Genomic DNA, 11,240 nt, shown 5'->3' on the forward strand with positions numbered 1-11,240 from the left:
GATTCGCTTGGTCGGATGTTCAGACTGAAACATTTGCTAAAGCAAAGTGCTGGGTTATAAATAAGTTTCGAGCGACGCAGGAAGCCTCCGCATGGAATCGAAAGAACAACTGTTAATGGAACTGCTGGGCCACACGGCTCGCTCCCTGACCCATCTCACCGCGTCCGTCACCTCGATGTCTTTCGAGTTGCTGCGCAGTGACGATGAAGTGGTCAAATCCGCCGGTCGACACATGATCGATCGCATGGCCACCATCAGCGCCGGGCTTGATGAGCACTGGCGGTTGATCGGCGAGCTCACCGGCGTCCACGTCGCCCATGAGCAGATAGAAACCATCCAGGAAATCCAGCTGGCGGCACCGCCGCAGTTGCCGCCGAACTGATCGCGGCGATTTATCGGCTGTCCTGATAACCGTCGATTCACAAGACGAACGTCGCTGGCGCCGCCTCTGCGCACGGGCCATAGTTTTGTTCCCGCGGGCGTGATTGCCTGCTCCCGAACAAGACAGAGACTGGCCATGACCAAGACTCTTCACCACCGTGCATGCCACCTGTGCGAAGCCATTTGCGGCCTGACCATCGAAACCACGGAAACCGATGGCAACGTCGCGATCACCTCGATCAAGGGTGATGCCCTCGACACCTTCAGTCGCGGCCATATCTGCCCGAAAGCCGTGGCCCTGCAAGATATTCAGAATGATCCGGATCGCCTGCGTCAGCCGATGCGCCGCGTCGGCAGCGAATGGCTGCCGATCGAATGGGACGAGGCGTTTGCGCTGGTGGCCGAGAAACTGGCGGCGATTCAGGAACGTCACGGGCAGAACGCCGTTGCGGTGTATCAGGGCAATCCGAGCGTGCACAACTACGGCCTGATGACCCACAGCAATTACTTCCTGGGGTTGCTGAAAACCCGCAATCGCTACTCGGCAACGTCGGTCGATCAACTGCCGCACCACCTCAGCAGCTATCTGATGTACGGCCACGGTCTGCTGTTGCCGATTCCGGACATCGATCACACCGATTTCATGCTGATCCTCGGCGGCAATCCGTTGGCGTCGAACGGCAGCATCATGACCGTGCCGGACGTCGAGAAGCGCCTGAAGGCGATTCAGGGGCGCGGCGGCAAAGTGGTGGTGGTCGATCCGCGCCGCAGCGAAACCGCAGCGATGGCCGATCAACACGTTTTCGTCCGCCCCGGTGGCGATGCGGCGTTGCTGTTCGGCATGCTCAATACGCTGTTCAGCGAAGGCCTGACCCGCGACAGCCATTTGCCGGTCGATGGCCTCGACGAGGTGCGCAACGCCGTGGCTGCGTTTAGTGCCGAAGCGATGAGCCCGCTCTGCGCAGTGCCTGCCGAACAGATTCGCCAACTGGCGCGCGACTTCGCTGCTGCGCCGAGTGCGGTCTGCTATGGACGCATGGGCGTTTCGACTCAGGCCTTCGGCACCCTCTGTCATTGGGTGGTGCAGTTGATCAATCTGGTCACCGGCAATCTCGATCGCGTTGGCGGTGCACTGTGCACCGAACCCGCTGTGGATCTGGTGGCGTCGACCTCGGGCGGGCATTTCAACAAATGGCAGAGCCGCGTTTCCGGTCGGCCGGAATACGGCGGCGAGTTGCCGGTCTCGGCACTGGCCGAAGAGATGCTCACGGAAGGCGAGGGGCAGATCCGCGCGCTGATCACCGTCGCCGGCAACCCGGTGCTGTCGACGCCCAACGGCCGGCAATTGGAGCAGGCGCTGGACGGCCTCGACTTCATGCTCAGCATCGACCTGTATATCAACGAAACCACGCGCTATGCCGATCTGATCCTGCCGTCGACCTCGGCGCTGGAAAACGATCACTACGACACCACTTTCAACCTGTTTGCGGTGCGTAACGTCACCCGCTTCAATCGCGCGATTCTCGCCAAGCCCGAGGGTGCGCTGCACGACTGGGAGATCTTCGTCGGCTTGGCCAAAGCCTTCGCCGAGAAAACCGGCAAGGAGCTGAAACCGACGATGCCGCCGGCTAAGATGATCGACATGGGCCTGCGCATGGGCCGCTATGGCGATGCATCCGAGCACAAGCTGTCGCTGGCGACGCTGTTCGATCATCCGCACGGCATTGATCTGGGGGCGCTGAAGCCGAATCTGGCGTCACGTCTGAAAACGCCGAATCAGCGTATCCAGGCCGCACCGCCGGAAATTCTCGCCGACCTCGCACGCTTTGCCGCGTTGCAGGCGCCGGCAGCCGATGAATTGTTGATGATCGGCCGCCGCCATGTACGCAGCAATAATTCGTGGATGCACAATTTTCATCGGCTGGTGAAGGGCAAGCCGCGGCATCAGTTGCTGATGCATCCGGATGACCTGGCCAGCCGTGGTCTGGCCGATGGGCAGCGGGTTCGGGTGAGTTCGCGGGTCGGGCAGATCGAGGTGGAAGTGCTCGCCAGTCTCGACATGATGAAAGGCGTGGTCAGCCTGCCGCACGGCTGGGGCCATGCGCGCCCGGGCGTGCAGATGGCGATCGCCAGCGGCCAGCCGGGATCGAGCGCCAACGACCTGACCGACGAGTGCCAGCTCGACGAACTGTCGGGTAACGCGGCGTTGAACGGTGTGCCGGTGAAGGTGGCGGCGGCTTGAGCGGGTCTGTCGGGGAGACCGAGCATGGCGCTCGGGATTCCGTTACAATGCGCCACCGTGCCGACCTCTGAGTCGGAAAGTTCAGCCGAGGTGCTCCATGGATATCATCGAAACGATTAAAGAGCAGATTGCCAACAACACCATTCTGCTTTACATGAAAGGCTCGCCGAATGCCCCGCAGTGCGGCTTCTCCGCAAAGGCTGCACAAGCCGTGATGGCCTGTGGTGAAAAGTTCGCGTACGTGGACATCCTGCAGAACCCGGAAATCCGCGCCAACCTGCCAAAGTACGCCAACTGGCCGACTTTCCCGCAACTGTGGGTCGGCGGTGAGCTGATCGGCGGCAGCGACATCATGACCGAGATGGCTGCAGACGGTTCGCTGCAAAGCACCATCAAGTCGGCTGTCGAAGCGGCGGCGGCGAACAAGTCCGAAGCCTGATTCTGCGTTCATGGAGTTTCGCTCGACGACGCGTCTCCTGTAGGAGCTGTCGAGTGAAACGAGGCTGCGATCTTTTGATCTTCGGCCAACAAAAAGCCCCGCACCTCGAAAGAGGGCGGGGCTTTTTTGTTGGCGTTTACATAGGTCTTGCGAAGTTAAAGCTGAAATCGATAAAGATCGCAGCCTCGTTTCACCCGACAGCTCCTACTCTTCGCCCATCTGCGACTGCAGATAGTTCTCCAGACCGATCTTGTCGATCAGGCCGAGCTGGGTTTCCAGCCAGTCGATGTGTTCTTCTTCCGACTCGAGAATGTCTTCGAGCAGTTCACGGCTGCCGAAGTCGCCAACGGTTTCGCAATGGGCGATGGCGGCTTTCAGGTCGGCGTGGCCGGTCTTTTCGATGCGCAGGTCGCATTCGAGCATTTCGCGGGTGTGTTCGCCGATGTGCAGCTTGCCCAAGTCCTGCACATTCGGCAGGCCTTCAAGGAACAGGATGCGCTTGATCAGCTTGTCCGCGTGTTTCATCTCGTCGATGGATTCGTGGTATTCGTGCTTGCCGAGCTTGTTCAGACCCCAATCTTCATACATGCGTGCATGCAGGAAGTACTGATTGATCGCGACCAGCTCATTGGCGAGGATCTTGTTGAGATGCTGGATGACTGTAATGTCGCCTTTCATGATCGGAGTCCTGCCCTGTATTAACCGTATATAAGGCGGAGTTTGAGCTTGGCAGTTATAAGTGTCAAACCTAAGTTATTGAATAATAAATGAAAATTAATCGGAATAAGAATGTTTGTGTTCCGCGTCTGGACGCTAAGCAATTGATTTTCAGGCATAAAAAAACCGGACATCTAGTCCGGTTCTTTGAAATGGGGCATTTACGCAGCAGTAAATTCTACCGGGTAAGGGATCGCGGCCTGGGCGGTTTGCAGCTTGGTCAGGGTTTCGCGCACCACTTCCTTGGCAAGGCAGGCGCATTTGCCACACTGGCTGGCGACGCCGGTGGCCTGGCGAACTTCTTTGTAGCTGCAGCAACCTTCATAGATCGCTTCGCGGATCTGTCCGTCGGTGACGCCAGTGCAGAGGCAAACATACATAAGTAAGAACCGTCGCTGGTTGTGACTCAATTGCGATGGATCTTAATGTTAACGAGAATGATTGTCAAAGTGCTTTCGGAACGCTTCGCAGCCTGTTTGCCGGCGACTGACGAACGGTATTTTCCAAATGCGCGTCTGACCCCATGAATACGCAGTGGATAACCGAACAGGGAAAATCCGTTACGGACAGGCCAAATACGCAGTGTATGATGGTCGTCCCTTGCGAAGAGGGTTCGTGTCACAGGGCTGTCGCCTGAGGGTGGCAGGCTGGCCCGGACCTTGAACTTCAAGTTTCTACACCAGGAGATATCAATGAGCGTACTCGTAGGCAAACAAGCCCCAGACTTCACCGTCCCGGCCGTACTCGGCAATGGCGAGATCGTTGACAGCTTCACCCTGTCCTCGGCCATCAAAGGCAAATACGGCCTGGTGTTCTTCTACCCACTGGACTTCACCTTCGTCTGCCCGTCCGAGCTGATCGCTCTGGACAACCGCATGGCTGACTTCAAGGCACGCAACGTTGAAGTGATCGCCGTGTCGATCGACTCGCACTTCACCCACAACGCCTGGCGCAACACCCCGGTCAACAATGGCGGCATCGGCCAGGTGAAATACACCATGGCTGCCGACATGAAGCACGACATCGCCAAGGCATACGACGTTGAATCCGAAGGCGGCGTGGCTTTCCGTGGCGCGTTCCTGATCGACGACAAAGGCGTGGTTCGCTCGCAGATCATCAACGACCTGCCGCTGGGCCGTAACATGGAAGAGCTGATCCGTCTGGTCGACGCGCTGCAATTCCACGAAGAGCACGGCGAAGTCTGCCCGGCCAACTGGAAGAAAGGCGACAAAGGCATGAACGCTTCGCCGGAAGGCGTTGCGGCTTACCTGACCGAGAACGCTGCGGCCCTGTAAGGCGCAACGTCGAGGTACAAAAAAACCGGCCCATGTGGGCCGGTTTTTTCATGCGCGGGATTTGTTCGCAGGGGATCAGTCGTCGAAGTCTTCCCAGCCGCCCATCTGCTTCCAGCGATTGACGATGCCGCAGAACAGCTCAGCGGTCTTTTCGGTGTCGTAGCGCGCCGAGTGCGCTTCACGACCGTCGAAATCGATGCCAGCCGCCTGACAGGCTTTCGCCAGCACGGTTTGACCGTATGCCAGACCCGCCAGGGTCGCGGTGTCGAAACTGGAGAACGGGTGGAACGGGTTGCGCTTCATGTCCAGGCGCGCGACTGCTGCGTTGAGGAAGCCCAGGTCGAAACTGCTGTTGTGCCCGACCAGAATTGCCCGCTTGCAGCCGTTGGCTTTCAGCGCCTTGCGAATGCCACGGAAGATGTCGGTCAGCGCGGTTTCTTCGCTGACGGCCATGCGCAGCGGGTGATCGAGCTTGATCCCGGTGAACTCCAGCGCTGCCGCTTCAACGTTCGCACCTTCGAATGGCTCGACGCGGAAGAAGTAGGTGTGATCCGGGTAGACGAAACCCTTTTCATCCATGGCGATGGTGGTCGCGGCAATCTCCAGCAGGGCATCGGTGGCTGCGTTGAAGCCACCGGTTTCTACGTCGACGACAACCGGCAGGTAGCCGCGAAAACGCGCTGCCATCGGGTGACGGGAACCGCCGCCACCACTTTGACCGTCCAGCTCATCGTCGAAATTGTCTTCACTCACGCGTGTTCCTCCAGCAGGCGCCAGCGCAGTTTTTCACCGGCGCGCAGCGGGATAACGGTCAGCTCGCCAAATGGCAGACTGGTCGGGGCGGTCCATTCTTCGCGGACCAGGGTGATGCGATCGGTATTTGCCGGCAGGCCGTAGAAACGCGGGCCGTTGAGGCTGGCGAAGGCTTCGAGCTTGTCCAGCGCGTTACGCTGTTCGAACGCTTCGGCATACATCTCGATGGCGGCGTAAGCGGTATAGCAACCGGCGCAACCGCAGGCAGCTTCCTTGGCGTGCTGGGCGTGGGGCGCCGAGTCGGTGCCGAGGAAGAACTTGGCGCTGCCGCTGGTGGCCGCGTCGAGCAAGGCTTCCTGATGGGTGTTGCGCTTGAGAATCGGCAAGCAGTAGAAGTGCGGCCGAATCCCGCCGACCAGCATGTGGTTGCGGTTGTACAGCAGGTGATGCGCGGTGATGGTCGCGCCGACGTTGGCCGAAGCCTCGTTGACGAACTGCACGGCGTCGCCGGTGGTGATGTGTTCGAACACCACTTTCAGCGTCGGGAAGCGTTCGACCACGCGGCGCATGTGCTCGTCGATGAAAATCTTTTCGCGGTCAAATACATCGACGTCGCCACGGGTGACTTCACCGTGGATCAACAGCGGCATGCCGACTTCGGCCATGGCTTCCAGCGCCGGGAAGATCTTGTCGATGCTGGTCACGCCGGAATCGGAGTTGGTGGTCGCGCCGGCCGGGTACAGCTTGGCGGCGTAGACGAAACCGCTGGCCTTGGCCTGACGAATTTCTTCCGGTTGGGTGCGGTCGGTGAGGTACAGCACCATCAACGGCTCGAACTGACTGCCGGCCGGGCGGGCAGCCAGAATGCGCTGACGATAGCCGTCGGCTTCAGCGGCGTTGCGCACCGGCGGTACCAGGTTCGGCATGATGATCGCGCGCCCGAAGGTGCGGGCCACATCGGCAACGGTATTGGTCAACACGGCACCATCGCGAAGATGAATGTGCCAGTCGTCGGGACGCAGCAGGGTCAGGCGGTCGGACATGAGGGGATTCCAGGCGGGTCAAACTGAGGCGAATGCTACCGGAAAAGACTCTTGCAGGCACCCGCTATCAAGTTTTGCCACGAGCGTCCGATATCCCGGAGGTATGCCGTAAACATTGTGTGAATCGGTGTTTGTGTTTCACAAGCCAATGGAGCCTCCCGTGCGCCAGCGTTATTTAGCCCTGCTCAGTGTGTTTGCCAGCCTTCCCGCGATGGCGCTGACTTACCAGACCCGTCTGGAGAACATTGAGTGGACGGTCGCCGGCGACCAGTTCGAATGCCGCCTGACCCAGCCGATCACCGATTTCGGCTCGGGCGAGTTCGTGCGCAAGGCCGGTGAGCAGGCGATCTTTCGCCTGAATGCCTATAACGCCATGCTCGGTGGCGGTTCGGCGACCTTGCTCGCTGCCGCTGCACCGTGGCAGCCGGGGCGTGGCGACATCAATCTGGGCACTGTGCGGCTGGGCAGCGGCAACGTCTTGTTCAACAGCTCGCAGTCGCAGGCCGGTGGTCTGATCAGCGGTCTGCTGGATGGTCGCAGCCCGGTGGTACGCCGTGCGTCTGGCGATGGCCGCGTCTCCGAAGTGCGTTTGTTGCCGGTGAAATTCAGCAAGGCGTTCAACGACTATCAAGGCTGTGTGGCGAAATTGCTGCCGCAGAATTTCGACCAGATCAAGCAGTCGCAAATCGGCTTCCCCGGCGAAGGGGTTGAGCTGGACCCGGCTGCCAAGGCCAAGCTGCAAGTGATGCTCGACTACATGAAGGCTGATCCGACGGTGAACCACATTGACCTCGACGGTCATTCCGACAACAGCGGCAATCGTCTGACCAACCGCGAATTGTCGCGCCGCCGCGCGCTGGCGGTGGTGGATTTCTTCAAGGCCAACGGCATTCAGGAATCGCAGATCACCGTGCGTTTCCACGGCGAGCAATATCCGATCGTGCCGAACACCAGCAAGGCCAATCGTGCGAAGAACCGTCGGGTCAACGTGAAACTGTCGCGCGTGGCACCCACCACGGCTCCTGCGCCGGCGCCGCAAGCGAGTACGCCGGCCACGGCCGCAGCGACTTCCTGACCCGCCGGTCATCGTCGCGCTCTCGACAGATTCTGTCGCTTTGTCGTCTTAAGCTGTCGCGCCTCTGTAAATTATCGCGTTTGAGCGGTAGACTCCCCGGCTTTCCGTAGAACCCCGTGGAGTGATGGCATGGCGGACGTAAACAAGGTCGTTCTGGCGTATTCCGGCGGCCTGGACACTTCGGTGATCCTCAAGTGGCTGCAGGATACTTATAACTGTGAAGTGGTGACCTTCACCGCTGATCTCGGTCAAGGCGAAGAGGTCGAGCCGGCCCGCGCCAAGGCTCAGGCCATGGGCGTCAAAGAAATCTACATCGACGATCTGCGCGAAGAATTCGTGCGTGATTTCGTGTTCCCGATGTTCCGCGCCAACACCGTTTATGAAGGCGAGTACCTGCTGGGTACTTCCATCGCCCGTCCGCTGATCGCCAAGCGCCTGATCGAAATCGCCAACGAAACCGGCGCCGACGCCATTTCCCACGGTGCTACCGGCAAGGGCAACGACCAGGTGCGCTTCGAACTGGGCGCCTACGCGCTCAAGCCAGGCGTGAAAGTGATCGCCCCTTGGCGCGAGTGGGACCTGCTGTCCCGCGAGAAGCTGATGGACTACGCCGAGAAGCACGCGATCCCGATCGAACGCCACGGCAAGAAAAAATCTCCGTACTCGATGGACGCCAACCTGCTGCACATCTCTTATGAAGGCGGCGTGCTGGAAGACACCTGGACCGAGCACGAAGAAGACATGTGGCGCTGGACCGTCTCCCCGGAGAAGGCTCCCGACACCCCGCAGTACCTGGAACTGACCTACCGCAACGGCGACATCGTCGCGCTGGACGGCGTCGAAATGACCCCGGCCACCGTACTGGCGACGCTGAACAGGATCGGCGGCGAGCACGGCATCGGTCGTCTCGACATCGTCGAAAACCGTTATGTCGGCATGAAGTCGCGTGGCTGCTACGAAACCCCGGGCGGCACCATCATGCTGCGCGCCCACCGCGCCATCGAGTCGATCACTCTGGACCGCGAAGTCGCTCACCTCAAAGACGAGTTGATGCCCAAGTACGCCAGCCTGATCTACACCGGCTACTGGTGGAGCCCTGAGCGTCTGATGCTGCAACAGATGATCGACGCTTCGCAGGTCAACGTGAACGGCGTAGTGCGCCTGAAGTTGTACAAAGGCAACGTCATCGTTACTGGCCGCAAGTCCGACGACTCACTGTTCGACGCCAACATCGCGACCTTCGAAGAAGACGGCGGCGCTTACAACCAGGCCGACGCGGCAGGCTTCATCAAGCTCAACGCGCTGCGCATGCGTATTGCTGCCAACAAGGGTCGCAAGTTGTTCTGAGCGACTCTGACCGACGCACATTAAAAAGGCGGCCTGTTCAGGGCCGCCTTTTTTTTCGGATTTTCAGTAGGGTTCATCAGGCCGGTCCTTGTTCTGTCTGTACACAGGCTTGGTCGCGGTGTCAGCTCGTTCTGCCGAGCAATGTCACTGTCTGCGAACACAGGTTGTACACGATGCAAAGTGTGGCGCCTGGGCCTTTCTTCGCCTGCCTGATCTGTTGCAGTGCGCAATGGGCCAGCGAATCCGAGGCGTGATTGCACAGGAATACGAGAACGCGCGCATGTTTCCTCTCTGCGTTTTTGAGCGCTTCGAGGATCGCATCGAATTCCCTTGATGCATCGATACCTCGCGCGTCGATGATGGTCAGTTCGCCTACCGAGGGTGACAGCTTGATGTTCTGCACAACCGGATCGGTTCTTCGCCTGGTGCCGGGTGGAGGGTCTGGCGCGTTGTGAATTCTGCATGGACGCGGGAATCGGCCAGGGCCGGTTTTGGCTGACACGATGCAACTGGTCAGCTCGAAAGCGCAATGCTCGCCTGTTTCGCGAAGCAGTGCGTTGCGTTTGTCGTCTCGCTCCTGATGCTCTGTCGTCTTCAAAAAGCTTTTGTCTTTGCCAAAGTCGGATGGCGAATAAAGCGACCGGTGATTGAAGTTGAGCGTGATAAAAAACAGAAATAACAAATAAAAGGGAAAGCTGATCAGAAACCACACGTAAATTTCCCGGTCCTTGTTATCCAGAAAAGGCAGCGAGACCGCAGCGGAAGTTTCCGAAAGAATCGCAAATATGGCAATGACTGTCATGGGGTTGGTGATCTGGTTTTTTATCTTCAGCATGGGTTGAGTTCCATCTTCTGCGTTTAGTTGAAAGTTCAATGTTTCCATTTACAGCAAAAACGTTCATGCAAGTAGCAAGTGTTTATTTCCAAGTTTTATAGAATCAATGATGTGGTGTCGAACGTGTCTTGGTGCCGGTTCGTTACCTTATATGTCCAATTGATTGTGAGCAGGGACGTCACGCAGGACCAGCGATGCGTAGGATTTGCCTGCACGGCAATCCAGATTTCGCCGCCATAAGGAAGGCAGGAAGGAGGTTATGACGGGTCGAGAGTGGCCGATTTGTGGGAATTATCCTCGATGCTTGTAGGGAATGTCTCTCGATGCAAGTGCGTGTAAAAGTTGCCATGCCTTGAAGCAAGTGACTGGGATATCGTGCGTGTTCTAAAAATTCGAACAGCGAAAACTGGACTTGCCCATGAATAAAGTGCTGATCGTGGATGACCATCCCGTCATTCGACTTGCGGTACGTATGCTGATGGAACGGCATGGCTACGAAGTCATTGCAGAAACGGATAATGGCGTTGATGCACTACAAATTGCTCGTGAACAACTGCCGGACCTTGTCATTCTCGATATAGGCATACCAAAACTTGATGGTCTGGAAGTTATTGCTCGCCTGACTTCCACTGCCATGCCGGTGAAAGTTCTGGTGCTGACTTCCCAGGCTCCGGGACATTTTTCGATGCGCTGTATGCAGTCCGGCGCAGCGGGTTATGTATGCAAGCAACAGGATCTCACCGAATTGCTCAGTGCGATCAAGGCTGTTCTGTCCGGCTACAGCTATTTCCCTAATCAGGCGCTGCATACCGTGCGAACCAGTCTGGGCAATGCGAGTGAAGCGGACATGGTTGATCGACTGTCCGGACGGGAGATGATGGTGTTGCAGCAATTGGCCCGCGGCAAGACCAACAAGGAGATCGCAGACGGCATGTTTTTGAGCAACAAGACTGTGAGCACTTACAAGACTCGTCTGTTGCTGAAACTCAATGCGCGGTCTCTGGTTGATCTGATCGAGTTGGCGCAGCGCAATGGCCTGGTTTGAACGATTCGACAGCTGAGACCGTCATGGGCCGATCAAGCTCGGTTGTCGCAGAAAATGAAAAGCCTCCG

The 11,240-nt window shown here is 58.3% G+C and carries 12 protein-coding genes; 7 read left to right on the forward strand and 5 right to left on the reverse strand.

Going from position 1 to position 11,240, the window contains the following annotated elements; genetic code table 11:
* Positions 1 to 91 precede the first annotated feature (91 nt).
* The 3 genes from D6877_RS21225 (at position 92) to grxD (ending at position 3,062) form a co-directional block, all read left to right on the forward strand.
* Complete coding sequence (locus D6877_RS21225) at positions 92 to 382, forward strand: hypothetical protein (protein ID WP_016773401.1); 291 nt, start codon at positions 92 to 94, stop codon at positions 380 to 382.
* Positions 383 to 517: 135 nt separating this feature from the next.
* Positions 518 to 2,623 carry a molybdopterin oxidoreductase family protein gene (locus tag D6877_RS21230; protein WP_130912020.1) on the forward strand — a complete coding sequence of 702 codons (2,106 nt, stop codon included), beginning with the start codon at positions 518 to 520 and terminating at the stop codon, positions 2,621 to 2,623.
* Positions 2,624 to 2,720: 97 nt separating this feature from the next.
* The gene (gene grxD, locus D6877_RS21235; protein WP_130912021.1) at positions 2,721 to 3,062 is read left to right on the forward strand and encodes a Grx4 family monothiol glutaredoxin; all 342 of its coding nucleotides are present in this window, start codon (positions 2,721 to 2,723) and stop codon (positions 3,060 to 3,062) included.
* Positions 3,063 to 3,266: 204 nt separating this feature from the next.
* Here the strand turns inward: grxD and bfr are convergent, their stop codons facing one another.
* Positions 3,267 to 3,740 (reverse strand): bacterioferritin, encoded by a 474-nt coding sequence (gene bfr, locus D6877_RS21240; RefSeq protein ID WP_016773403.1) that lies wholly within the window; start codon positions 3,738 to 3,740, stop codon positions 3,267 to 3,269.
* A 200-nt stretch (positions 3,741 to 3,940) separates the two neighbouring features.
* Positions 3,941 to 4,159: a bacterioferritin-associated ferredoxin gene (locus tag D6877_RS21245; protein WP_003227725.1), complete on the reverse strand. Its 219-nt coding sequence runs from the start codon at positions 4,157 to 4,159 to the stop codon at positions 3,941 to 3,943.
* 312 nt (positions 4,160 to 4,471) lie between these two features.
* On the opposite strand from D6877_RS21245, the gene D6877_RS21250 reads away from it, so the two are divergent.
* Entirely contained in the window at positions 4,472 to 5,074 is a 603-nt protein-coding gene (locus D6877_RS21250) for a peroxiredoxin (protein ID WP_003227723.1), read from the forward strand.
* 75 nt (positions 5,075 to 5,149) lie between these two features.
* Here the strand turns inward: D6877_RS21250 and rnt are convergent, their stop codons facing one another.
* On the reverse strand, positions 5,150 to 5,827 hold the full coding sequence (gene rnt, locus D6877_RS21255) for a ribonuclease T (protein WP_130912022.1): 678 nt from the start codon (positions 5,825 to 5,827) through the stop codon (positions 5,150 to 5,152).
* Entirely contained in the window at positions 5,824 to 6,870 is a 1,047-nt protein-coding gene (gene pyrC, locus D6877_RS21260; RefSeq protein ID WP_016773405.1) for a dihydroorotase, read from the reverse strand. Before pyrC ends, rnt begins: the two co-directional genes overlap by 4 nt.
* Before the next feature lie 160 nt (positions 6,871 to 7,030).
* Between pyrC and D6877_RS21265 the strand changes: the two genes are divergently transcribed.
* Both D6877_RS21265 and D6877_RS21270 read left to right on the forward strand, forming a co-directional pair.
* Positions 7,031 to 7,945, forward strand: coding sequence for an OmpA family protein (locus tag D6877_RS21265; protein WP_130912023.1), 915 nt, complete (start codon positions 7,031 to 7,033; stop codon positions 7,943 to 7,945).
* Between the two features lie 129 nt (positions 7,946 to 8,074).
* A complete protein-coding gene (locus D6877_RS21270; RefSeq protein ID WP_011335737.1) occupies positions 8,075 to 9,292 on the forward strand; it encodes an argininosuccinate synthase in 1,218 nt (405 codons plus the stop codon).
* A gap of 121 nt (positions 9,293 to 9,413) precedes the next feature.
* Here the strand turns inward: D6877_RS21270 and D6877_RS21275 are convergent, their stop codons facing one another.
* On the reverse strand, positions 9,414 to 10,127 hold the full coding sequence (locus D6877_RS21275) for a hypothetical protein (RefSeq protein ID WP_130912024.1): 714 nt from the start codon (positions 10,125 to 10,127) through the stop codon (positions 9,414 to 9,416).
* A gap of 418 nt (positions 10,128 to 10,545) precedes the next feature.
* Between D6877_RS21275 and D6877_RS21280 the strand changes: the two genes are divergently transcribed.
* Positions 10,546 to 11,172, forward strand: coding sequence for a response regulator transcription factor (locus D6877_RS21280; protein WP_130912025.1), 627 nt, complete (start codon positions 10,546 to 10,548; stop codon positions 11,170 to 11,172).
* Positions 11,173 to 11,240: the final 68 nt, after the last annotated feature.

The organism is Pseudomonas sp. Sample_9 (genome assembly GCF_004307535.1).
Lineage (GTDB): Bacteria > Pseudomonadota > Gammaproteobacteria > Pseudomonadales > Pseudomonadaceae > Aquipseudomonas > Aquipseudomonas mercuritolerans.

Bases quoted from the DNA above. Each gene is read 5' to 3' on its own strand.
- grxD (WP_130912021.1), top strand. From the start codon at position 2,721: ATGGATATCATCGAAACGATTAAAGAGCAGATTGCCAACAACACCATT.
- D6877_RS21280 (WP_130912025.1), top strand. From the start codon at position 10,546: ATGAATAAAGTGCTGATCGTGGATGACCATCCCGTCATTCGACTTGCG.
- D6877_RS21275 (WP_130912024.1), bottom strand. From the start codon at position 10,127: ATGCTGAAGATAAAAAACCAGATCACCAACCCCATGACAGTCATTGCC.
- pyrC (WP_016773405.1), bottom strand. From the start codon at position 6,870: ATGTCCGACCGCCTGACCCTGCTGCGTCCCGACGACTGGCACATTCAT.
- D6877_RS21225 (WP_016773401.1), top strand. From the start codon at position 92: ATGGAATCGAAAGAACAACTGTTAATGGAACTGCTGGGCCACACGGCT.
- bfr (WP_016773403.1), bottom strand. From the start codon at position 3,740: ATGAAAGGCGACATTACAGTCATCCAGCATCTCAACAAGATCCTCGCC.
- D6877_RS21230 (WP_130912020.1), top strand. From the start codon at position 518: ATGACCAAGACTCTTCACCACCGTGCATGCCACCTGTGCGAAGCCATT.
- D6877_RS21270 (WP_011335737.1), top strand. From the start codon at position 8,075: ATGGCGGACGTAAACAAGGTCGTTCTGGCGTATTCCGGCGGCCTGGAC.
- D6877_RS21250 (WP_003227723.1), top strand. From the start codon at position 4,472: ATGAGCGTACTCGTAGGCAAACAAGCCCCAGACTTCACCGTCCCGGCC.
- D6877_RS21245 (WP_003227725.1), bottom strand. From the start codon at position 4,159: ATGTATGTTTGCCTCTGCACTGGCGTCACCGACGGACAGATCCGCGAA.